The sequence below is a fragment of the Burkholderia sp. 10_S31 genome, from assembly GCF_056930375.1.
Genome location: NZ_JBXOWK010000003.1, coordinates 1,683,315 through 1,703,606 on the forward strand (window position 1 = coordinate 1,683,315; position 20,292 = coordinate 1,703,606).

Genomic DNA, 20,292 nt, shown 5'->3' on the forward strand with positions numbered 1-20,292 from the left:
GCGGGCGCCGTCACTTGCCGGACTTCGCCGCCGCCTTCTGTGCCGCCTTGGCCTTCATCTGCCCGAACAGCTCCGAGCACGGCACGTCGCGGTTGTTGCTCGGTGCGATCAGCGGGATCAGCGCCGCGAACGGGTTGATCAGCCCGAGTCCGACCATCGCGCCTGCGCGCAGCGCGAGCGCACCCGCGTCGACGCCAACTTTCGGGTTCTTGAACGTGCCCTTCGCGTACAGCGGCGAGCGCAGCGAGAAGATCCGGAATCCCTTCGTGTGCGGATGGATCTTCAGGTCGAGCGATTCGTCGCGCAGGTTGATCGGGCCATCGACGTTGATCAGCGCGTCGTCGGTATCGAGCGCGAACACCTTCGGGTCGAGGATGCCGTTGGTCGCGGTGAAGTCGATCGCCGCGCAATTGATGTTCACGTCGCGGTTGCCGAACAGCTTCTCGTAGACGACGTTCGCGACGTTCAGCCCCGCCGCCTCCATCAGCAGGCGGCTGATGCGGCCGTCCGTGATGAGCGCCTTCACCTCGCCGTTCGACGTCGCCGCGAGCGCGGCCGGCGAATTGCCCGTCGCAGAGAGCGACGCGTCGCCGTTGATCTCGCCGAGCGCGGTCTGCATCACCTTCTGCGTCGGGAACAGCTGCTTGAGCTTCAGGTGCCGCGCGGCCACCGTGAAGCGGCCCTTGAGCGGCGCGCCGCTGCCGTCCAGATGCGCGGTCGTCGCGAGCGTGCCGCCCGCGACGCCAAACTGCAGCGGTTCGAGCGTCAGTACGCCGTCCTGCATCACGATGTGCGTGTACAGGTTGGTGATCGGCAGGTTCGCGCTCTTGATCAGCTTGCGGCCCGTGAACTTCACGTCCGCGTCGATCGCGCGCCAGCGGTCGGTACGGAACGTCTCCACCGGCAGCACGCGGTCCGTCGGCTGGCGCGTCGTGTCGCCGCGCTTGGCCTTGCTCGCGGCCGTGTCGGCCCCGATCACCGGTGCGAGATCGGAGAACTGCAGCAGGTTCGACACGAGTTCGCCCGACAGCTTCGGCCGTGGCTCGCGCTGCGCCCAGGTAAGCGTGCCGCCGAGATCGCTGCCGCCGACGCGGCCGTTGAAGTTCTCGTAGCGGAACGTGCTCGCGTGCGGCTTGAAGTTGCCGATCAGGCGCCCTTCGGTCGCATACGGCGGCGTGTCGGGCAGCGTGATGCCGGTAATCTGGTAGAGGTGCGACATCGACGTGCCCTGCAGCCACAGCCGCAGGTCGATCGCCGCGAGATGCATCGGATCGGTCAGCGTGCCGACGATCGCGAGCCGCGTGTCGCCAGCCTTCACGTCGGCCTGCAGCGGGAACGGCTGCGTCGCTTTCTCGATCGCCAGCACGCCGCCCACCTTGCCGGTGCCGCTGATCGGTACGTTCTTGTAGCGGCCATCGACCTTGAGGCCGAACGCATACGTCGGGCCCGACGGCTTCGCGGGCACCGCGGCACCGGATGCACCGCTCGCACCGGATGCCGGCACGGCCATCGATGCGGAGGAAGCCTGCGTAGCCGCGGAAACGGCTGCCGCCCCCGATGCGGCCATGGATGTCGACGCCGCGCTCGCGACCTGCGCCGCCGACGCGCCCGATGCAGCCTCGGCACTTGCCTTCGCGCTCAGTTGCGCGGCGCCGCGCTTGCCGACGCGCTGCGCAGACGCCGCGCGCGACGTTTGTTCCTGCTCCTTCAGCACGTCGCCGAGCGGGATCGGCTGGCCGAGCGTGTCGATCGCGATCGTGAGATCGGCCTTGGTGATCGCATCGCGATAGACGACGGTGCCCTTCGCGAACCCGAAGCTGTCGAGCCGAACCTTCCATGTCGACGGCTGTCCCGATTGCTTGAACTGGAAGGTCCACGTATTGCGGCCGTCGGCGAGTCGCTCGAGGTCGACCGCTGGGTTGACGACGTCGATCGACGGAATGACGATCTCGTGCGCGAGGAGCGGCAGGACGGCGAGATCGAAATGCGCGGCATCGAGCGTGACGAACTTGGGGCCTTTCGCCCAGTCGGGATTGCCGATCTCGAGTTGCGTTGCGGAGAGGCTCGGCCAGGGCACCCATGCGCGCCAGCCGGTTTCGCCGTCGGGGCGGCGCCAGTCGACCTTGAGATCGCCGTTGATCGCGAACGGGCGGCCGAGTGCACCACTCACCTGCTCATTGACCCACGGCTTCGCGCGGTTCCAGTCGAACGTGAAGATAAAGATGCCGGCTGCCGCGATGATCAGTGCGACGATACCGACGATCCATGCAGCCGATTTGCCGATGGCTCGGGCTAGCGTCATGGCGGTTCCGTTGTTGTTCTGCAGAGTTTGCGCGCCATGTCGGGCCACTTGCGTGAGTGAATGAAGCACGACACCGGCGGCTTTTCAATCGGTATTATGACGCACGCTGCAGCAACGCCTCGGCGCCATTAACGCTTTTTTTCATTTGTGACATGACAGTCCCCACCGGTCTCATCGATGCGCAGCACATCACGCGCCGCGACGCCAGCAGCGGCAAGACACTGCTCGCGCCGACCGACTTCAGCCTCGCCGCGGGATCGCGAATTGCTATCACGGGACCGTCGGGTTCCGGCAAGAGCGTGCTGCTGCGCGCGCTCGCGTTGCTCGATCCGCTCGACGGCGGCCACATCATGTGGCGCGGCAAGCGGGTGAGGCGCGGCGCGATGCCGCGCTACCGGCGCAGCATCGCGTACGTGCGCCAGCGGCCCGCGCAGATGGACGGTACCGTCGAAGCGCAATTGCGCTACCCGTACTCGCTCGCGATCTATCGCGACGTGACCTTCGACCGCACGCGTGCGGAAGCGCTCGCGGCGCGCGCCGGTCGCGGCGCCGACTTTCTCGACAAGCGTGCGAGCGAACTGTCGGGCGGCGAGGCACAGATCGCCGCGCTTTTGCGCGTGCTGCAGCTCGATCCCGACGTGCTGCTGCTCGACGAGCCGACGTCCGCGCTCGATCCCGATTCGACGCGCGCGATCGAAGCGCTCGTCGGCGCCTGGTTCGACGCGGCGTCCGACGCGCGCGCGTACATGTGGATCTCGCACGATCCGGCGCAGGCCGCACGGATCGGCACGATGCGGCTCGTGATGCAGGCCGGCGTGCTGCACACGGCGAGCGCGACGGAGGCTGCGCAATGAGCCCGGCACTGCAGGACCTGAGTCTCGTCGACGTCGGCATCGCCGCCGCGCTGGTCGCGGTCAACGGCGCGATCTCGGCTGCGCTGTCGCTCGGCCTCGGACGCAAGCTCGCGCTTGCCGCCGTGCGCACCGTCGTGCAGCTGCTCGCGATCGGCTACGTGCTCGGCTGGGTGTTCGGCCATCCACACTGGACCGTCGTGCTGCCGCTCACCGCGTTGATGACACTGATCGCGGGCTTCGCGGGCGCCGGTCGCGGCAGGCACGCCTATCGCGGACAACGCATCGACAGCATCGCGTCGATCTGGTTCAGCAGCTGGTTCGTCGCGGCCATCGGCCTGTTCGTCGTGATCCGCATTCATCCGTGGTACGCGCCGCAGTATGCGATCCCGATCCTCGGGATGATCCTCGGCAATACGCTCACCGGCGTGTCGCTGGGCGTCGAACGGATGATGGAGGAACTGACCGCGCGGCGCGACCGCGTCGAGACCGCGCTCGCACTCGGCGCAACGCGCTGGGAAGCCGCGCAGGACGCCGCGCGCCAGGCCGTGCGCGCGGGCATGCTGCCGACGCTCAACCAGATGGCCGTCGTCGGCGTCGTGAGCCTGCCGGGGATGATGACCGGTCAGGTGCTGGCCGGCCAGTCGCCGCTGCAGGCCGTGCGCTACCAGATCGTGATCATGTTCCTGATCGCCGCGGCGTCCGCACTCGGCACCGTCGGCGCGGTGCTGATGACGTATCGCCGGCTGTTCTCGGCCGATCACCGCTTTCTCGCATCGCGGCTCGAGGAACGCGCGCATTGACACGCATTGACGCCCGGTGCAGCAACACGCACGCGGCATCCGTGCGACCCGCCGTCAGCGGGCGGGGCGACGCTTGTCGAGCGCATGCGATGTTTCATCGTCATGTCGTTCGGAAATGTTCGGAAAAGAGAAGGAGGATGCCGCGAAGATAGCGTGACACCCGCATGAGGTCACGCAAGCCACCGGGAAAATGGCCGCCCTGGCAGCGCACGCCCGGCTTGGCGAAGTCGAGCACCAAACGATGGAAGCCCGACGACGCGCGCCACGAAACCATCACGCGCGGCCCTGCACGGATCGACCGGATAGGCCCCGGCGTTGGTTGCGCGCGCACCGGAGGCGGCCGGCCCGCGCGCACCGCTCAGTGCTTGATCGACACCGTCACCTTGGTGCCGTCGCTCATCGTAACGGACTTCGAACCGCCATTGGTCGAGATCGACACCCACTTGACCTGGCTCACCGATACGACGTCCGGGCATTGCAACGACTTGCCGCCCGCGCTTACGGTGCGCGTGCCTTTCGGCGCGGCCGCCTGGAAGCTCATCTGCACGTTCGCGGTCCCCTTCGCGTCGACCGATGGCGCGAGCCGCACCTGGGTCTGGCGCACCATCGCGCCGTTCGCGTCGCGCGGCAGGTTGTCGGCGTTCGGGCAACCGTCCGGCATCGCGACCGCGCCGCCCGGCGGCACCGACTTCCAGTTGAAGTCGTCCGTTTCACCCGAGCGGATCTTGCGGGTCTCCTGCGTATTGCCGAAGGTCTTCGAGTCGACCTTGACGGTGTATTCGAGCTGCCCTGTCCCGCCGCCCTTCAGGCTGCCCTTGACCGGCGGCGCCGCGAATACGCTCGCGCTGACGCACGCCGCCGCGAACACGGCCGACCACGATACGGCGACTGACAAGCTGCGTTGGCTCATGCTGACCTCCTTGTAATGCGGCGGCACGCGCGTGCCGCGCGGTTTTCGATGCATGATGCGTTGCCAGTCTACCGCCAAGCGGCATGCAGTGCGCCGCAAACGCATCGGGTGTTACCCCGCTTGCGTTCGCGGCACGGCATCCCGTAGGCGCGACGCCGGCTCAGAAGCCGCTCAGCACCAGCTTGCCGATCGCGCGCCCGGCCTCGAGCAGTTGGTGCGCGCGCCGCACGTTCGCCGCGTTGATCGTGCCGAGCTGTTCGCCGAGCGTCGTGCGCAGCGTGCCGCCGTCGACGAGCCGGGCCACCTCGCTCAGGATCTTGTGCTGCTCGATCATGTCCGGCGTCTCGAACATCGCGCGCGTGAACATGAATTCCCAGTGAAACGCAGCGCTCTTCGCCTTCAGCAACTCGACCGGAACCGGCTTCCCGTTCTCGACGATCGTGCAGATGCCGCCCTGCGGCCGGATGACTTCCGCTGCGGCGGGGAAATGACGGTCCGTGTCGTTGAAGATCAGCACGTAATCGACGCTCGGATGGCCCATGTCACGCAACTGCGCGGGCAGGTCGCCGAAATGGTCGACCACGTCGTCCGCGCCGAGCGAGCGCACCCATTCGGCCGACGCCGGGCGCGACGCGGTCGCGATCACGCGCAGCCTGGCGAGCGTCTTCGCGAGCTGGATCGCGATCGAACCCACCCCGCCCGCGCCGCCGATGATCAGCACCGACTTGCCCGCGTCCGCGCCCTGCGGCGACACGCGCAGCCGGTCGAACAGCGCCTCCCACGCGGTCAGCGCGGTGAGCGGCAATGCGGCCGACGCCGCGAAATCGAGTGTACGCGGCTTGCGCGCGGCGATCCGCTCGTCGACTGCGTGGAATTCGCTGTTCGCGCCGGGGCGCGTGATGCTGCCCGCGTAGAACACCTCGTCGCCGGGCCGGAACAGCGTGACCTCGGCACCGACCGCGACGACCGTACCGGCCGCATCCCAGCCGAGCACGCGCGGCGTCTCCTCGACCTGCGGCTTCGGCGCGCGCACCTTGGTGTCGACCGGGTTCACGGAAATCGCCTCGACCTTCACGAGCAGGTCGCGCGGGCCCGGCACCGGTTGTGGCAGTTCCACGTCGACAAGCGCCTGCGGGTCGTCGATCGGCAGGTAACGAGTCAGTCCAACGGCTTTCATCACGACACTCCTTCAGGGAAATCGGGCGGGCCGCGGCGCAGCCCCATGAGTGCCATCGTAGGCCTCCCGATCCTTCGAGAAAACCGCTATATTTCCTGAAACATTTTCAGGAATTTCAGAATAATGGCGTCCGAGCCGATCCCGGCCCCCGACAAGCCGCTCGACCTGCTCGACGTCGGCCTGTTCGTGCGCGCCGCGCTGCTCGCGAACGTGAGCGCGGCCGGACGCGAGTTCGGCGTGTCGGCCGCGGTCGCCAGCGCGCGCATCGCGCAGCTCGAGCGCCAGCTCGGCGCGCGGTTGCTGCATCGCACCACACGCCGCATCAGCCTCACGCAGGACGGCGAAGTCTTCATGGCCCGCGCCGAGGCGCTGCTGTCGGCCGCCGACGCCGCGCGCGCGTCGGTCGGCCACGGCCGAAGCGAGCCTTATGGACGGCTCAAGGTGTCGATGTCGTCGTCGTTCGGCCGCCAGCACGTCGCGCCCGTGATTCCCGCGTTCCTGCGCCGCTATCCGTCCGTGTCGCTCGACCTGCGGCTGTCCGACGAGATCGTCGATCTCGTCGACGACGGCTACGACGTCGCGATCCGCCTCGGCGCGCTGAAGGATTCGACGCTCGTCGCGCGCAAGCTCGCCGCGAACCGGCGCGTGCTGTGCTGCTCGCCCGCGTATCTCGCCGAACACGGCACGCCGCGCCATCCGGCCGATCTCGCGCAGCACGAATGCGTGATCCTCGGCGACCAGCGCGACTGGTCGTTCGTCACGCCGCAGGGTCCGCTCACCGTGCGGGTCGGCGGCCGGCTCGTCGCGAGCAACGGCGAGGCGATCCGCGAAGCGCTCGTCGACGGCTTCGGCATCGCGATCAAGTCGACCTGGGATGTCGGCCCACTGCTTGCGAGCGGCGCGCTCGTCACCGTGCTCGACGACTACCCGTTCGCGAACGACGTCGCGATCTGGGCCGTCTATCCGAGCCGCGCGCACGTGCCGCTGAAGACGCTCGCGTTCATCGCGTTCCTGGCCGAACACTTCGGCGATCCGCCTTACTGGGATCGCGCGGACGGACCATCGCCCCAATAGCCCAAAGCCCGCAGGGCCCGGCGAAGCGCCGCGTACGGCTCGCGGCACGGCGACCGCGCGGCGCCCCGGCAGGTATCCGATAGCTATCGGGTAGCTATCGGATACCAACCGGCTACAATGGCGCGTTCGCAACGCAGCGGCCCGACGCCGGACGGGGCCCGCGTTCGCAGGCGGCCGCACGCCGGCCGGCCGCGCACGCGTTTCATTCGCTTCCAATCATTCCGCCATGACCCACAACCTCGTCATCCAGAGTCTCGCGCCGCTGTCGGACGCGCATCACAAACCGCTGCTCGCGCTGTCGCGCGGCACCCGCATCGTGCAGACCGACGATCACGCGCTGCGCATCGAAAACGCGAACCCCACGCAGCGTCTCGACATCGACGCGTACTGCGGCACGCATGCGCTCGACTTCGGCTTCGTCGAAGCCGGCCGCACGCTCGGCGATTTCGGGCTCGTCGTGATGGATATGGATTCGACGCTGATCACGATCGAATGCATCGACGAGATCGCCGATTTCTGCGGGCTCAAGACGCAGGTCGCGGAGATCACCGAAGCGTCGATGCGCGGCGAGATCCGCGACTTCAACGAGAGCCTCACGCGCCGCGTCGCGCTGCTCGCGGGGCTTGACGCGCAGGCGCTCGAGCGCGTGTACGAGGAGCGGCTGCAGTTGTCGCCGGGCGCGGAAACGATGCTCGCCGGCGTGAAGGCCGCGGGCATGAAGACGCTGCTCGTGTCGGGCGGCTTCACGTTCTTCACCGAGCGGCTCAAGGCGCGCCTCGGCCTCGACTACACGCATGCGAACACACTCGAGATCGTCGACGGCAAGCTGACCGGCAAGGTGCTCGGCGAGATCGTCAACGCGGACGTGAAGGCGCGCATGCTGCGCGATACCTGCGCATCGCTCGGCCTTGAGCCGAGCCGCGCGATCGCGATGGGCGACGGGTCGAACGACCTGAAGATGATGGCCGAGGCCGGGCTGTCGGTCGCGTTCCATGCAAAGCCCGTCGTGCGCGATGCGGCGACCGTCGCATTCGACCATGTCGGCCTCGACGGGCTGCTGCGGCTGTTCTGATCCGCACGAGCCGCCCATGAAAAACGCCGGCGCGATGTTGCATCGCGCCGGCGTTTTGTCGTTCCGATTCGGTTTCGTTATCGGCCGAGCGTCGCCTGCAGCGCGCGCTCGATGTCCGCGCGCAGGTCGGCTTCGGCTTCGAGACCGATGTAGAAGCGCACCAGCGTGCCGCGATGCGGCCAGTCCGCACGCATCGACGCCACGTCGTAGGGCATCGCGAGGCTGCACGCGCCGCCCCAGCTCCAGCCGATCGCGAACAGCTCGAGCGCTTCGACGAAACGATCGATCTGCTCGCTGCCGTAGCGTTCGTCGAACACCACCGAGAACAGCCCGCCCGCGCCGGTGAAGTCGCGCACGAACGACGCGTGTCCCGGGCAGTCGGGCAGTTGCGGATGCAGCACCGCCGCGATCTCCGGCCGCGCCTTCAGCCATTGCGCGAGCGCAAGCGCGCTCTTGCTGTGCGCATCGAAGCGCACCTGCATGCTCGGCAGGCTGCGCAGCACGAGCGAGCAATCGTCGACCGACACACCGATCCCGCAGCGCATCCGCGCGAGCTTCAGTTGTGCGTGCAGTTCCGCGTTCGCGGTGATCGTCGCCCCCATCAGCACATCGCTGCCGCCCGACTGATACTTCGTCAGTGCCTGCACCGAGATGTCGACGCCATGCTCGAACGGCTTGAACGCGAGCCCGGCCGAATACGTGTTGTCGATCGCGGTGACGATGCCGCGCGCCTGCGCGACCGTCGTGATCGCGCGCACGTCGGGCACTTCCATCGTCACCGAGCCCGGCGCCTCGATCCAGATCAGCCGCGTGCTCGGCTGGATCAGGTCGGCAATCCCCGCGCCGACGAGCGGATCGTAGAAGCGCGCGGTGATGCCGAAATCCTTCGCGAGCCAGTTGCCGAAATCGGCGTTCGGCCCGTAGATGTTGTGCGGGATCAGCACGTCGTCACCCGCCTTCACGATCCCGAAATAGACGTTCATGATCGCCGCGAGGCCCGACGGCTGCAGCAGCGCGTGCGTGCCGCCCTCGATCTCGGCGAGCCGCTGCGCGAGCGCGAGCGACGTCGGGGTCGCATGCAGCCCGTAGCGCCACTGGTTGTCGTTGTGCCAGACCAGCGCGCGCATCGTCGCGAGATCGGGGAACACGACCGTCGATGCACGCGCGACCGGCGGCACGAACGAACGGAAGCCTTCCGGAATGACGTCGTCGGGTTGAACGATGCGGGTCTGGAGTGCGCGCTTCGGAGTGGATGCAGTCATAGGGCAGGAGGCCGGTAAAAAGGCCGTTCGGTTGCGGAAGATGGGGCTAGATTAGCCAAAATCGGCGCGGTTGGCCCGGTACAATGCGCGCCGCACGCACCGAGCCAGCGCGTACTCAGTCGTCGGTGCGCAGGTTGACGACGCCGCCGACCGTCTCGATTTCCTGTACGCGGCCGTCGCGTACCTGCAGCGCCGCGCGCTTGCCCGGCGCCGGGCGCAGCACGACGGGCTGCGGATCCGATTCATCCGAGTTCATCCGGTCGGCCTTCAGGTCGCCCGTCGAGTCGAAGCGACCGATCCACACGCCCGTGATGTTCGTGCCGTCGTTCGATTCCTCGATTTCGAGCGTGTCGCCGTCACGATCGCCGGCGAGCAGGATCACCTCGCCCGTGTCCGCGAACTGGTATTCGCCGTGCACGCCCTCCTCGTCCGTCTTCGGGCCGAGATGCACGACGATCGGCCGGTCGCCGAGCGTGCCCTCGTAGCGCGGCAGGCGGGCGAATTCCGGGTTCGGCCGCAGCGGCCGTGCGGGCGCCGCTTCATCCTGCTGCGCGCCCGGCGCGACAGCCTGCGCCGCGACCGCACCCGGCATCGCGAGGCCCGCCGTCAGCGCGCCGGCAATCACCAGCGCCCGTTGCCATTCCGAATATCGACCCACCTTGTATTGCTCCTTGCTTCAGATTCGCTCGACAATCGCGACGATACGCCGCTCGTCGCCAATGCACATCGTCACGAGCGTATAGCGACCACCATGCGAAAGCACTGATGCGGCACGCACACCCGCCCGCGCCCGTTCACGTCGCCCGTCATTCGGGTATGCGATGAGTGCGTCGCGTGGCCGGCGTGCGTGATCCGCGTCAGCCCTGCATCAGGCGTTCCACCGCATCGCGGTGCGGAATCGGCGCGACCGCGCCGTAGCCCGTGGTCGACAGCGCCGCCGCCGCGTTCGCATAACGCGCGGCCGCGAACGGATCGTCGCCCGCGACGATCCGTGCCACGAACGCGCCGCCGAAGCAGTCGCCCGCGCCCGTGGCGTCGACGGCCGCAACCGCGAAGCCCGGCACCACACGCCGTTCGTTCGGGGTCGCAACGTACGCACCTTCCTTGCCGAGCTTCAGCGCGACGATCTGCGGCCCGTGCTCGAGCATCGCATCGACGATCGCGTCGCGGTCGTTCGCGCCCGTGAGCGCCGTGACGTCGTCCCAGCTGGGCAGGCAGATACCCGTCAGGCGCAGCGCCTCGCGCATCACCGCACGGGCGCGCGGCAGCGGCCACAGCTTCAGGCGCAGGTTCGTGTCGAAGCTGACCTGCGCGCCGTTGCTGCGTGCATGGTCGATCGCCGCGAACGCGGCGTCGCACGCAGCCGTGCTGATCGCGAGACTGATGCCCGACAGGTGCACGGCCTTCGCTGCGGCCAGCGCCTCGAGCGGCAGGTCGGTCACCGCGTAGCGGCTCGCCGCGGAGCCCGCGCGCAGATAGTCGAACTGGTGGCCGTCGGCGCCGTGCGTGACGAAATACACGCCGGTCGGCGCCGTACGGTCGATCCGCACGTACGTCGTGTCGACGTGCTCCGCCGCCCACATGTCGGTCAGCAAGCGGCCGAACGGATCGTCGCCGATCGCCGACACGAAGCCGGTCGACGCACCCTGGCGCGCCGCGGCGATGCAGAAGTTCGACGTGTCGCCGCCGAAGCCCTGCAGGAACTCCGGACGGCCCGGCTGCGACTGGTTGAATTCGATCATCGCCTCGCCGAGCGCGAGGATCTGCGGAAATGCGGCGGTCATCGCTTAAACCTCGCCCCACAGGTCGTGGCCGTCCGCGCCCGTGATCTTCACCGACACGAAGTCGCCAACCCTGTAGCGCTTCGACGCCTTCGTCGCCGGCTCGACATAGACGACGCCGTCGATCTCCGGCGCATCCGCCGCCGTGCGGCCGATGCCGCCTTCTTCGCTGACTTCGTCGATCAGCACCTTGAGGGTCTTGCCGACCTTGCGCTGGATGCGCTGCGCCGATACCTCCTCGGCGACTTCCATGAAGCGCGCGCGGCGTTCCTCGCGAACGTCGTCCGGCAGCGCGCCGTCCAGTTCGTTCGCGGTCGCGCCTTCGACCGGCGAATACGCAAAGCAGCCGACGCGATCGAGTTCCGCCTCGCGGATGAAGTCGAGCAGCGATTCGAACTGCTCTTCCGTCTCGCCGGGGAAGCCGGCGATGAACGTGCTGCGGATCGTCAGGTCCGGGCAGATCTCGCGCCACTTCTGCACGCGCTCGAGCACCTTCTCCGCGTTCGCCGGCCGCTTCATGCGCTTCAGCACTTCCGGATGCGCGTGCTGGAACGGCACGTCGAGATACGGCAGCACATGGCCCTTGAACGGGCCTCCGGCCATCAGCGGAATGACTTCGTCGACGCTCGGATACGGATACACGTAGTGCAGGCGCACCCATGCGCCGTACTGCGCGGCGAGTTCGCCGAGCGCGGCGACCAGGTCGGTCATGCGCGTCTTGATCGGCTTGCCGTTCCAGAAGCCCGTGCGGTACTTCACGTCGACGCCGTACGCGCTCGTGTCCTGCGAGATCACGAGCAGTTCCTTCACGCCCGACTTGAACAGGTTTTCCGCCTCGAGCATCACTTCGGCGACCGGACGCGACACGAGATCGCCGCGCATCGACGGGATGATGCAGAACGTGCAGCGGTGGTTGCAGCCTTCGGAAATCTTCAGGTATGCGTAGTGACGCGGCGTGAGCTTGATGCCGGCGGCCGGCACGAGGTCGGTGAACGGGTCGTGCGGCTTCGGCAGGTGCGAATGCACGGCCTGCATCACTTCGCCCACCGCGTGCGGGCCGGTGACGGCGAGCACCTTCGGATGGACTTCCTCGATGAGGTTCGAGCCGCTGGCGCTCGACTTCGCGCCGAGGCAGCCGGTGACGATCACCTTGCCGTTCTCGGTCAGCGCTTCGCCGATCGCGTCGAGGCTTTCCTGCACGGCTTCGTCGATGAAACCGCAGGTGTTGACGACGACGAGGTCGGCGCCATCGTAGGTGCCGGAGATTTCATAACCTTCGGCACGCAGCTGCGTGATGATTTGTTCGGAGTCGACGAGGGCCTTCGGGCACCCGAGGGATACCATACCTATACGCGGTGCCGATGAAATTTTTTGAGACATCTGGGAGTGTGGGGCTTGGCAGCAAAAGCGAGAGTTTACAGCTATTTACGGTTCAGCGACCCAAAACAAGCGGTCGGCGGCAGCATAGACCGCCAGCTCGAGTATGCGGCTCGCTGGGCGGCCGATCACGAGCTGGAACTTGATGCGTCCCTTTCACTTCGTGACGAGGGATTGTCCGCCTACCATCAGCGCCACGTCCGGCAAGGCGCGCTCGGGGTGTTCCTTCGCGCCGTCGAGGACGGCCAGGTGCTCGCCGGCTCTGTGCTGATCGTTGAGGGTCTGGACCGGCTAAGTCGCGCCGAGCCGCTACAGGCGCAGGCGCAGCTCGCGCAGATCGTAAACGCCGGGATCACCGTCGTGACAGCCAGCGACGGCCGCGAGTACAACCGCGAGCGCCTCAAGGCGCAGCCGATGGACCTCGTCTACAGCCTGCTGGTGATGATCCGGGCACACGAGGAATCTGACACGAAGAGCAAGCGCGTCAAGGCGGCGATCCGCCGGCAGTGTCAGGGCTGGATCGCCGGCACGTGGCGCGCGCCGATCCGGGTCGGGAAGGATCCGCACTGGGTTCGGGAACGAGAAAGCGGCGGATTCGAGTTGATACCGGAGCGTGCAGAAGCGGTGCGCCACGTCATCGCGATGTTCAAACAGGGGCACGGTGCCGTCCGGATCGTTCGCGATCTGGCCGAGCGACGACTGCAAATCACCGAGAGCGGGCGCACGCAGTCGTCGAACCTCTACCGGCTGCTGGCGAACCGCATGCTGCTTGGCGAGAAATCCGTCGAGGTCGACGGTGAAGCGTTCCGGCTCGAGGGTTACTACCCCGCCCTGCTGACGCCGGCCGAATTCGCTGATCTGCGATACCTGGCCGAGCAACGCGGTCGGCGCAAGGGAAAGGGGGAAATCCCCGGTGTCGTAACCGGGCTCGGTATCACCCACTGCGGATACTGCGGCGCAGCAATCGTGGCGCAAAACCTCATGAGTCGCAAACGTATGGCAGACGGGCGCCCCGCTCCGGGGCACCGCCGGCTGCACTGTGTCACGTACAGTACGGGCGCCGGTTGCAAAGTCAGCGGGAGCTGCAGCGTTGTGCCGGTTGAGCGGGCGCTGATGCTGTATTGCTCAGACCAGATGAATTTGACGCGCCTGCTTGAAGGCGACGGCGGAACCGCGGCCCTCAGCGCACAGTTGGCAACCGCACGGCAGCGCGTCGGCGAGCTCGAAGCGCAGACTCGACGCGTCGCCGATGCCTTGCTAGAAGATGACGGAGAGGTGCCAGCCGCGGTGCTTCGCCGAATCCGCGAGCTGGAAAGCCAACTCGCGAGCGAGCGCCGCGACGTCGATTCGCTCGAGCATCACCTCGCCGCCTCGGCGTCGAACGTTGCGCCGGCCGCCGCTGATGCGTGGCGCGAGCTGGCACGCGGGGTTGAGGACCTAGACTACGACGCGCGCATGATGGCGCGACAGCTCGTCGCGGATACGTTCTCGCGGATCGTAATTTTCCAGTCGGGATTTCGCCCCGACGCCGACGATGGAACCATCGGCCTGATTCTCATTGCGAAGCGCGGCGCTACGCGGCTGCTCAACCTCGATCGACAAACCGGAAGCTGGACGACCGAAGAGAACTTCGACGTTACGAAGGGAGACGCGGGCGACCTGCCCTTGCCGCTTGATGCATAGCGGATCGCAAAACCTCTCCATTCGGATGTTGTGTATTCGTGTGTATTGTGTATAATTACACACATGAACAGCACCGAACTCATTAAGCGAATCAAGGCAGACGGTTGGTATCACGTCCATACCGTCGGGTCGCACCATCAGTTCAAACACCCGACGAAGCCCGGCAAGGTCACGGTGCCACACCCGAAGAAAGACCTGCTGATCGCAACGGTGCGCAGCATCTTGAAACAAGCCGGTCTTAAGTGACCGGCAGTTTTTGAGGAGAGACGAATGCTCTACCCGCTCTATGTCCATGTCGGTGACGCCAAGCACGCGCACGGCGTCACCTTCCCCGACTTTCCCGGCTGCTTTGCGGCCGCCGATACGTTGGAGGGGCTTCCCGCCGCTGTGCAGGAGGCCGTCGAGGCACACTACTACGGCGAAGAGGGGCCGGTGCCGGCCCCGTCACGGCTTGAGGTCCTCGCGAAAAATCCCGAATACGAAGGTGGTGTCTGGATGCTCTTCGATATCGACCTGTCGAAGATCAACGCGAAGGCCGTGCGCTTCAACGTCAGCATGCCGGAGCGCCTGCTGCAGCAGATCGACGCGGTTGCCACCACGCGCAAGTTGTCGCGGTCGGCGTTTCTCGCGCTCGCCGCCGAGCACGAAATGGCCTCGGCTCACTGACATCCTTCGTTCGTGAATCATCCGGATGATCGTGCCTGAACCGAAATCATGTGAGGTGGAAAAATGACCTGGCTCGATTCGCTTGCCAAAGTATTACCGGTTGAAAAGGTTTACGACGACGTTGCGGGACCTGCGTTCAGAGAAATCGGCGAAGCTGCACGCGTGACCGTTAAAGCATCTCGTTTTATCTTAGCGCCTGTTGATTATTTGGCGGCCAAACATGATCGCTGGCTCGCGTATCTGCAACGCGTCAACGAAAAAGTTCCGGAAGAGAACCTCACCCCAGCACACCCGCACATCACCGGAAAGATAATTGAGAGCTTGCGCTATCTCGAAGAGGAAAATGTTCTTACTGAACTTTTCCTAAATCTCCTTGCGCGCGCAATCGACAAAGAACGGGTCAGTGAAGCACACCCCGCATTTGCGTCTATAATTTCCCAGCTGTCGCCGGACGAAGCAATCATGGTCTATCACCTTAGCAAGAGTGATCGAATCCTGAAAGCATATGATTCATGGGATGCAAAAGAACACAAATTCACCGGCCGAGAGATTCTGCAAAACGAATTTCCACTTGAAACACTCTCCCACCCCAGCAATTTCTCGATGTATTGCGCGCACCTGCACAGTCTAAATATTACGGTATTCGAACAAAGGAATCCGCAAGAGCCAGAATTTAACGGGCGCAAACAAGTCGGAGTGCACACCATTTACCATTTAAACTTGACTGAGTTCGGTAAACTTTTTGCAAAATCCTGTTTGCCGGATGATATTAGTCCATTCGAGAATATCAGCCAATAATTGCAGCGCCGTGCAACTCGAAGATTCCATTTAACAATCCTGTGCCGCCTCGGAACTCTCTCCTCAGTTAGCTCGCGGGCATGGTCAAGGAATCGTAATCGGCCTCGCACTGTCGGCCGGCGATGCCACGGTCGTCAGCGATTCGAGCGAACTCGCCCGCAGCCTCATCAGTCCGGCCGAGCACGTCGGCAAGCAGATCGAGGGCGTCACCGGTTGCCGGGCCTCCGGACGTAGCGTCGGAATGTCGGGCCCGTTCGATGAGCTCGGCAACTTGCTTGCGCAGGCCGACAGCAGCAGCACCAGCGGCAGCAGCATCGGCCATCGCCTCCTCTCGTTTCTTCGCCGCATTTACAGCGTTCTCCTGTTGTTGACGAGCGATCCGGTTGCTCTCGTCGCGCTCCGCGACGAGGTCCCGGATGCGCTTCGCCTGCGTTTCCACCGTGGCAGACTGGTCGGCGTCACGATGCCCTTTGATGTAGCCGCCGGCCGCACCGACGGCTACCGCTACGACGGCGGCCGTGAGGAATTTACTGGCCATTGCCGTTTCCCGGTTGCGTTGGCGTGCGGCCAATGAAGCGCTGCGCCGCCGCCTCGAGGACCGACTGCCCGAGGATGCCGATAGCCGACGCGACGCCGATCAGCGCGGTCGGCTCCAGTTCCTTGAACATGATGAGAATCGCGCCAGCGCTCGACGACAGCCCTGCCCCGATAATCATTCGACCGAGCAGGATGCGCACGGTCAGCCGCTCGCCACCGACGAGCAGCTTCCCCAGGCCGATCACCGCACCGAGTGCAACGAGCGTCAGCAGTTCTTTTTCGTGTGGGTTCAGCTGCATGCATCCTCCTTATGCCGACAGGCCCGTCGAGTAGCGCGTCGCGCCGCCGCCGAAGTGCGCAGTCAGCACCTGCTGACGCGGCCGCCGTCCCACCGGCACGAGGCCGATGTGCACCCACGTACCCTCCTGAATCAGCTGGTCGAACTCGATCCGGGCCTCGACCAGCCGTTTGCAGATATCGAGCGGCGAGCCGAACCCCGGACAGGTGAAATCTGCTGCGAGCCCCTGCACGTGCGCACTGTTTGCCGCGCCGCCGACCGCCCTGTTCAACGCCGGCGAGCGATAGCCCGAAGAGATGAGGATCGGCTTCGCGCCGAGCAGAACGCGCACCTTCTCCAGCGTCTGCGCAGTGCGCGTCAGGTTCTCGACGATCGCCGGCGCCGGCGTGTTGTCGATGCCGCGGCGTGCCGCGGTCTCGCTTTGCGTCAGCTCCGACAGCGCGAAGTGGTCGGTCAGTTTCATCAGCAGCTCCATACGAAAGCGGCCGCACGCGGCGGCCGTAAACGAAAAAACCGCCCGAAGGCGGTCGTGGTGAATGCGGGCGGGCTTACGCCCAGACGCGGCGTGGCGCGGCCGGCGGATCGATCAGCACGTCGGTCAGCGCCGCGCGCTCGTCGTCGGTGAGCTCGCGATCGAGCCGCAAGTTGGCGTGCCAACCTGGCAGCGGCACCGGCTCGGCGTCCTCGTCGGATGCATCGGAAAGCACGCCGATCCAGTCCACCGAGACACCCGGTGCGAAGCTCACGACGACTTCATCGTCGTTCTGCACGAGTGTGGACAGCCCGGCGCGCGCGAGCGCGGCTGAGACGCTACGGGCAGCGTCTCCGCGCAGGTAGTAATCAAAGAACGTCATAGCAGCCTCGTCAGGTCAGAAAGGTCCGCGTCGGACATCCGGTAGGGCCAGTACTGGACGCCGCGGGCCCACAGGTTGGACGTGAACCCGCCCCCGCGCGCGGAAGCCACCGAAAGCGCCGTCGGTGACACGCGCGCCGGATTGGGAAACGCGCGCGCTGCTTGTCCGTTTATCGACGCCGACGCGCTGGTGCCGTTGTCGGTCCACGCAATCGCGACGCGGAAGCGCTGCCCGTCCGCAACCGTGACGCCGAGGGGCATCACGTTGCCGACGTAGACGTTCAGCGCCCCTGACCCATTCGTCTTGTAGACGCCGATGCCGTTGTTCACACCATCGTCGAGCGAGATCGCAAATGCGCCACCACCAAGCACACCAACGAAAGCCGCGTCGAGCAGGATCGTGCCATCGCCTGGTATAAACGGAGGATTCGTATACGTCATCTTGTCGCTGGCACGCGTCGCCGCGGCCGATCCTGTCGGGATGTTGCTAGTCGCAAAACCGGAAAGTTCCAGTTGACTACCACCTGAATACAGCCCCGACACTCCATCACCGACATAGTTGAACTGAAAACCATCGAGGGTAAGGAAGGTCGTGCCACGCACGGCATCCTCCTTTGTCACCATGCCTGTCAATCGGCACTCCCACCAGTCATCCGTAAGTCTCACCATCGATGCGTCGACGATGCTCCACCTGCTACCCTGTGTCCGCAGCCTGCGCACGACACCAGTGGATAGGTCGAAGCTCGCCCAACAATACTCACCCGACACATAGCCGGTCAATTGTAGTATCGCCGTGTCGCGCTCCTTTTTCCGCAGCCGCTTTACGTAGGTGAACATGGCTGGCCCGACCGACATCGGGACACTTTGCCACACCGTGTGCACGGACGGTGAACCCACCTGCTCCGTGATGAGCCGTGCCGGCATTCGGCCATCCGGCGCACAAGTACCGTCAGGCGTGATACTCACATCGGTAGAAATCCATCGCTCGATTGCATCGGAGTTCTGCAGATAATTCGTGCGCTCGCTTTCAAGAAGCAGCCCACACGGCGATTTCGTTGCGGGGTTGTGGTCGAAGCGCGGCGCGTTCGCGGCCGCGGTCTGCTGCACGCCGCTCGCGTCGAAGTAAGTCGCGGTCGTGCTGCGCGCGAAGCGCCACCCGGCTGGAATTGTCGGGCGCAGCACGAAATCGAGATCCACGGCCGGGCGCAACTGGGCCGGCACTGTTACCCGCTTCGGCTGCCCGTCGGTCCAGTCGACGCCGCTTGCGAAATAAACCGTCGTCCACGCATGCCCGTCGCTCGAGTATTGGATCGCATAGGTTCGCGGGTTGCGGGCGCCATCGCGAAACATCAGCGGCACCAGCGCCACCTCGTCGACGTCGCGCGGCACCCCGAAGTCCACCTCGATCCACTGGTTCACCGCGTTCGCGATCGAGCTGGTCCACGCGTCCGCGACCGCCTGCGGATCCTCCATCGGGGCCGTCCGGAACGACAGCCCGGCGTTGCGGCCGTTGTACGCGGAACTTTCCGACGTGGTGGCGTCGTCGTACGTCAGCTGCAGCCGGGCGCGATACATCCACACACGGCCGATGGACAGGTATTCGGCGGGCGTCACCGGGTTCGGGACCGGCATGTAGATCCGCCAGTATCGCGCCGTGCAGAAGCGATCCGGCGGCATCTCGACCACGCGCCCCGCGATGGCCTGCTCTACCAACATCACATTCACGCCGATCACGTCAGTCTCCTGCCAGGCACTGCCCGGTCGTACCGCTCTCGAACACGCGCCGCACACGCATCGGGTGCCAGCCTTCCTTCAGCGCAACCGTTTCTTCGGTGCCGCTCGCCATCGTGAGATGGAAGTTGCCGGCGACTTCCACAATCAGCACGCGCGAGACGTACTTCATGTCGTCGACATCGGACGGCACGACCTTCCACAGGTCGGTGATGCTGTCGACGCTCGTGCGCCCCGCGGGGTGTCGGTCGATTGCCTTCTGTGCCATGTCTATTCCTATATAGAAAATCCCAATCCATTTTCAGACTCGTCCGATTTAAGTCGCGATCACGGACTGATATACAGCTCTGACCCATGTGTCTTACGGAAAATCACAATGAAGCATCGCGACTACAGCTATTACCTCAATGGTCAGACTGGATACATGAAAAAGGTGCTCCAGTACTTCAATGGACGCCATACGAGAAAAATTAAGATCCTCGATATTCCATCCGGCTCGGGCGCATTCGCAGCATCGCTCGGCGCGCTTGGCCACGATGTCGTGCAAGCTGATATTCACGGCGAGAACGATTCAGTCGTCGCCAACATGGAAGCGTCTCTGCCATTTCCGAACGACGAGTTCGGTGCTGTCACCTGCCTCGAAGGCGTTGAGCACGTATTAAATCCGGTAAATTTAATTTCAGAATTGGTTCGCATCACAAAACGGGATGGAACCATCATCGTTTCGACACCGAACGTTTCGAACCTGCATTCGAGGCTGCAATTTCTTTTCACTGGGACGTTCTTTCAGTTCGATGCGCGAGGCGCCCGCCAGACGCACGGCGCTCCAGTCGATCGCGGACACGTAAGCCCGTTCACGCCGCTCCAACTGATCTACCTGTTCGGTGCGATGGGCTGCACGCTCGAAGAAATCCGCATAGACCGGAATAAGCGCCCGGCGTTGATCCCGATCTATCTCCTGCTGAAGCCGCTCTCGCTTCTTTGGACGCGCAAAATTGCGCGCGGCACCGCCGCCGGCACTTATCCCGGCGTAAAGAGCATCGGCCGTCTCCTGACCGGGTTTAAGCTAATGTTCGGGCGGTCACAGATCCTGATTTTTACGAAGGATAGGTGACCG

The 20,292-nt window shown here is 65.2% G+C and carries 22 protein-coding genes; 9 read left to right on the forward strand and 13 right to left on the reverse strand.

What is annotated here, in order from left to right; all coding sequences use genetic code 11:
• Window positions 1–10: 10 nt before the first annotated feature.
• Window positions 11–2,302 (reverse strand): AsmA family protein, encoded by a 2,292-nt coding sequence (locus AC1Z3W_RS27885; protein ID WP_483508907.1) that lies wholly within the window; start codon window positions 2,300–2,302, stop codon window positions 11–13.
• 152 nt (window positions 2,303–2,454) lie between these two features.
• Here AC1Z3W_RS27885 and AC1Z3W_RS27890 point away from each other — a divergent pair, with 152 nt between their 5' ends.
• Entirely contained in the window at window positions 2,455–3,156 is a 702-nt protein-coding gene (locus AC1Z3W_RS27890) for an ABC transporter ATP-binding protein (protein WP_124832966.1), read from the forward strand.
• Window positions 3,153–3,956 (forward strand): ABC transporter permease, encoded by an 804-nt coding sequence (locus AC1Z3W_RS27895; RefSeq protein WP_057928899.1) that lies wholly within the window; start codon window positions 3,153–3,155, stop codon window positions 3,954–3,956. Before AC1Z3W_RS27890 ends, AC1Z3W_RS27895 begins: the two co-directional genes overlap by 4 nt.
• 358 nt (window positions 3,957–4,314) lie before the next feature.
• On the opposite strand, the gene AC1Z3W_RS27900 is transcribed toward AC1Z3W_RS27895, so the two are convergent.
• Together AC1Z3W_RS27900 and AC1Z3W_RS27905 are read right to left on the reverse strand one after the other, a co-directional pair.
• On the reverse strand, window positions 4,315–4,866 hold the full coding sequence (locus AC1Z3W_RS27900) for a DUF6013 family protein (protein WP_175826846.1): 552 nt from the start codon (window positions 4,864–4,866) through the stop codon (window positions 4,315–4,317).
• Between the two features lie 160 nt (window positions 4,867–5,026).
• Window positions 5,027–6,043, reverse strand: coding sequence for a zinc-binding alcohol dehydrogenase family protein (locus AC1Z3W_RS27905; RefSeq protein WP_057928898.1), 1,017 nt, complete (start codon window positions 6,041–6,043; stop codon window positions 5,027–5,029).
• Between the two features lie 123 nt (window positions 6,044–6,166).
• Between AC1Z3W_RS27905 and AC1Z3W_RS27910 the strand changes: the two genes are divergently transcribed.
• Entirely contained in the window at window positions 6,167–7,117 is a 951-nt protein-coding gene (locus AC1Z3W_RS27910) for a LysR family transcriptional regulator (protein ID WP_483508908.1), read from the forward strand.
• A 226-nt stretch (window positions 7,118–7,343) separates the two neighbouring features.
• Window positions 7,344–8,189 carry a phosphoserine phosphatase SerB gene (gene serB / locus AC1Z3W_RS27915; RefSeq protein WP_057928897.1) on the forward strand — a complete coding sequence of 282 codons (846 nt, stop codon included), beginning with the start codon at window positions 7,344–7,346 and terminating at the stop codon, window positions 8,187–8,189.
• A gap of 77 nt (window positions 8,190–8,266) precedes the next feature.
• On the opposite strand, the gene AC1Z3W_RS27920 is transcribed toward serB, so the two are convergent.
• The 4 genes from AC1Z3W_RS27920 to rimO form a co-directional block, all read right to left on the reverse strand.
• The gene (locus AC1Z3W_RS27920; protein ID WP_057928896.1) at window positions 8,267–9,451 is read right to left on the reverse strand and encodes a cystathionine beta-lyase; all 1,185 of its coding nucleotides are present in this window, start codon (window positions 9,449–9,451) and stop codon (window positions 8,267–8,269) included.
• Window positions 9,452–9,566: 115 nt separating this feature from the next.
• Complete coding sequence (locus tag AC1Z3W_RS27925; protein WP_124832961.1) at window positions 9,567–10,109, reverse strand: hypothetical protein; 543 nt, start codon at window positions 10,107–10,109, stop codon at window positions 9,567–9,569.
• A 199-nt stretch (window positions 10,110–10,308) separates the two neighbouring features.
• Complete coding sequence (locus tag AC1Z3W_RS27930) at window positions 10,309–11,235, reverse strand: sugar kinase (RefSeq protein ID WP_175826842.1); 927 nt, start codon at window positions 11,233–11,235, stop codon at window positions 10,309–10,311.
• Window positions 11,236–11,238: 3 nt separating this feature from the next.
• Window positions 11,239–12,612: a 30S ribosomal protein S12 methylthiotransferase RimO gene (rimO, locus tag AC1Z3W_RS27935; protein WP_483508910.1), complete on the reverse strand. Its 1,374-nt coding sequence runs from the start codon at window positions 12,610–12,612 to the stop codon at window positions 11,239–11,241.
• A gap of 15 nt (window positions 12,613–12,627) precedes the next feature.
• On the opposite strand from rimO, the gene AC1Z3W_RS27940 reads away from it, so the two are divergent.
• The 4 genes from AC1Z3W_RS27940 to AC1Z3W_RS27955 all read left to right on the forward strand — a co-directional run bounded on the left by AC1Z3W_RS27940 (window position 12,628) and on the right by AC1Z3W_RS27955 (window position 15,756).
• Window positions 12,628–14,292, forward strand: coding sequence for a recombinase family protein (locus tag AC1Z3W_RS27940; RefSeq protein ID WP_483508911.1), 1,665 nt, complete (start codon window positions 12,628–12,630; stop codon window positions 14,290–14,292).
• Between the two features lie 63 nt (window positions 14,293–14,355).
• On the forward strand, window positions 14,356–14,538 hold the full coding sequence (locus AC1Z3W_RS27945; protein ID WP_059771351.1) for a type II toxin-antitoxin system HicA family toxin: 183 nt from the start codon (window positions 14,356–14,358) through the stop codon (window positions 14,536–14,538).
• Window positions 14,539–14,562: 24 nt separating this feature from the next.
• Complete coding sequence (locus AC1Z3W_RS27950; protein ID WP_483508912.1) at window positions 14,563–14,958, forward strand: type II toxin-antitoxin system HicB family antitoxin; 396 nt, start codon at window positions 14,563–14,565, stop codon at window positions 14,956–14,958.
• Between the two features lie 63 nt (window positions 14,959–15,021).
• Window positions 15,022–15,756 carry an Abi-alpha family protein gene (locus tag AC1Z3W_RS27955; protein ID WP_483508913.1) on the forward strand — a complete coding sequence of 245 codons (735 nt, stop codon included), beginning with the start codon at window positions 15,022–15,024 and terminating at the stop codon, window positions 15,754–15,756.
• 67 nt (window positions 15,757–15,823) lie between these two features.
• Here the strand turns inward: AC1Z3W_RS27955 and AC1Z3W_RS27960 are convergent, their stop codons facing one another.
• The 6 genes from AC1Z3W_RS27960 to AC1Z3W_RS27985 form a co-directional block, all read right to left on the reverse strand.
• Window positions 15,824–16,294 (reverse strand): DUF2514 family protein, encoded by a 471-nt coding sequence (locus AC1Z3W_RS27960; protein ID WP_483508914.1) that lies wholly within the window; start codon window positions 16,292–16,294, stop codon window positions 15,824–15,826.
• On the reverse strand, window positions 16,284–16,592 hold the full coding sequence (locus AC1Z3W_RS27965; RefSeq protein WP_483508915.1) for a phage holin family protein: 309 nt from the start codon (window positions 16,590–16,592) through the stop codon (window positions 16,284–16,286). The genes AC1Z3W_RS27960 and AC1Z3W_RS27965 overlap by 11 nt, the downstream gene beginning before the upstream one ends.
• Window positions 16,593–16,601: 9 nt before the next feature.
• The gene (locus AC1Z3W_RS27970) at window positions 16,602–17,054 is read right to left on the reverse strand and encodes a D-Ala-D-Ala carboxypeptidase family metallohydrolase (RefSeq protein WP_483508916.1); all 453 of its coding nucleotides are present in this window, start codon (window positions 17,052–17,054) and stop codon (window positions 16,602–16,604) included.
• A gap of 85 nt (window positions 17,055–17,139) precedes the next feature.
• Window positions 17,140–17,445 (reverse strand): hypothetical protein, encoded by a 306-nt coding sequence (locus AC1Z3W_RS27975; RefSeq protein ID WP_483508917.1) that lies wholly within the window; start codon window positions 17,443–17,445, stop codon window positions 17,140–17,142.
• The gene (locus AC1Z3W_RS27980; RefSeq protein ID WP_483508918.1) at window positions 17,442–19,178 is read right to left on the reverse strand and encodes a discoidin domain-containing protein; all 1,737 of its coding nucleotides are present in this window, start codon (window positions 19,176–19,178) and stop codon (window positions 17,442–17,444) included. Before AC1Z3W_RS27980 ends, AC1Z3W_RS27975 begins: the two co-directional genes overlap by 4 nt.
• 1 nt (window position 19,179) lies before the next feature.
• The gene (locus tag AC1Z3W_RS27985) at window positions 19,180–19,443 is read right to left on the reverse strand and encodes a spike base protein, RCAP_Rcc01079 family (RefSeq protein ID WP_483508919.1); all 264 of its coding nucleotides are present in this window, start codon (window positions 19,441–19,443) and stop codon (window positions 19,180–19,182) included.
• 108 nt (window positions 19,444–19,551) lie between these two features.
• Here AC1Z3W_RS27985 and AC1Z3W_RS27990 point away from each other — a divergent pair, with 108 nt between their 5' ends.
• Entirely contained in the window at window positions 19,552–20,289 is a 738-nt protein-coding gene (locus AC1Z3W_RS27990) for a class I SAM-dependent methyltransferase (RefSeq protein ID WP_483508920.1), read from the forward strand.
• The last annotated feature ends 3 nt before the right edge of the window (window positions 20,290–20,292 follow it).

Coding starts and splice junctions, on each gene's coding strand:
- AC1Z3W_RS27885 (WP_483508907.1), bottom strand. CDS start 2,302: ATGACGCTAGCCCGAGCCATCGGCAAATCGGCTGCATGGATCGTCGGT.
- AC1Z3W_RS27890 (WP_124832966.1), top strand. CDS start 2,455: ATGACAGTCCCCACCGGTCTCATCGATGCGCAGCACATCACGCGCCGC.
- AC1Z3W_RS27895 (WP_057928899.1), top strand. CDS start 3,153: ATGAGCCCGGCACTGCAGGACCTGAGTCTCGTCGACGTCGGCATCGCC.
- AC1Z3W_RS27900 (WP_175826846.1), bottom strand. CDS start 4,866: ATGAGCCAACGCAGCTTGTCAGTCGCCGTATCGTGGTCGGCCGTGTTC.
- AC1Z3W_RS27905 (WP_057928898.1), bottom strand. CDS start 6,043: ATGAAAGCCGTTGGACTGACTCGTTACCTGCCGATCGACGACCCGCAG.
- AC1Z3W_RS27910 (WP_483508908.1), top strand. CDS start 6,167: ATGGCGTCCGAGCCGATCCCGGCCCCCGACAAGCCGCTCGACCTGCTC.
- serB (WP_057928897.1), top strand. CDS start 7,344: ATGACCCACAACCTCGTCATCCAGAGTCTCGCGCCGCTGTCGGACGCG.
- AC1Z3W_RS27920 (WP_057928896.1), bottom strand. CDS start 9,451: ATGACTGCATCCACTCCGAAGCGCGCACTCCAGACCCGCATCGTTCAA.
- AC1Z3W_RS27930 (WP_175826842.1), bottom strand. CDS start 11,235: ATGACCGCCGCATTTCCGCAGATCCTCGCGCTCGGCGAGGCGATGATC.
- rimO (WP_483508910.1), bottom strand. CDS start 12,612: ATGTCTCAAAAAATTTCATCGGCACCGCGTATAGGTATGGTATCCCTC.
- AC1Z3W_RS27945 (WP_059771351.1), top strand. CDS start 14,356: ATGAACAGCACCGAACTCATTAAGCGAATCAAGGCAGACGGTTGGTAT.
- AC1Z3W_RS27950 (WP_483508912.1), top strand. CDS start 14,563: ATGCTCTACCCGCTCTATGTCCATGTCGGTGACGCCAAGCACGCGCAC.
- AC1Z3W_RS27955 (WP_483508913.1), top strand. CDS start 15,022: ATGACCTGGCTCGATTCGCTTGCCAAAGTATTACCGGTTGAAAAGGTT.
- AC1Z3W_RS27960 (WP_483508914.1), bottom strand. CDS start 16,294: ATGGCCAGTAAATTCCTCACGGCCGCCGTCGTAGCGGTAGCCGTCGGT.
- AC1Z3W_RS27965 (WP_483508915.1), bottom strand. CDS start 16,592: ATGCAGCTGAACCCACACGAAAAAGAACTGCTGACGCTCGTTGCACTC.
- AC1Z3W_RS27970 (WP_483508916.1), bottom strand. CDS start 17,054: ATGAAACTGACCGACCACTTCGCGCTGTCGGAGCTGACGCAAAGCGAG.
- AC1Z3W_RS27975 (WP_483508917.1), bottom strand. CDS start 17,445: ATGACGTTCTTTGATTACTACCTGCGCGGAGACGCTGCCCGTAGCGTC.
- AC1Z3W_RS27985 (WP_483508919.1), bottom strand. CDS start 19,443: ATGGCACAGAAGGCAATCGACCGACACCCCGCGGGGCGCACGAGCGTC.
- AC1Z3W_RS27990 (WP_483508920.1), top strand. CDS start 19,552: ATGAAGCATCGCGACTACAGCTATTACCTCAATGGTCAGACTGGATAC.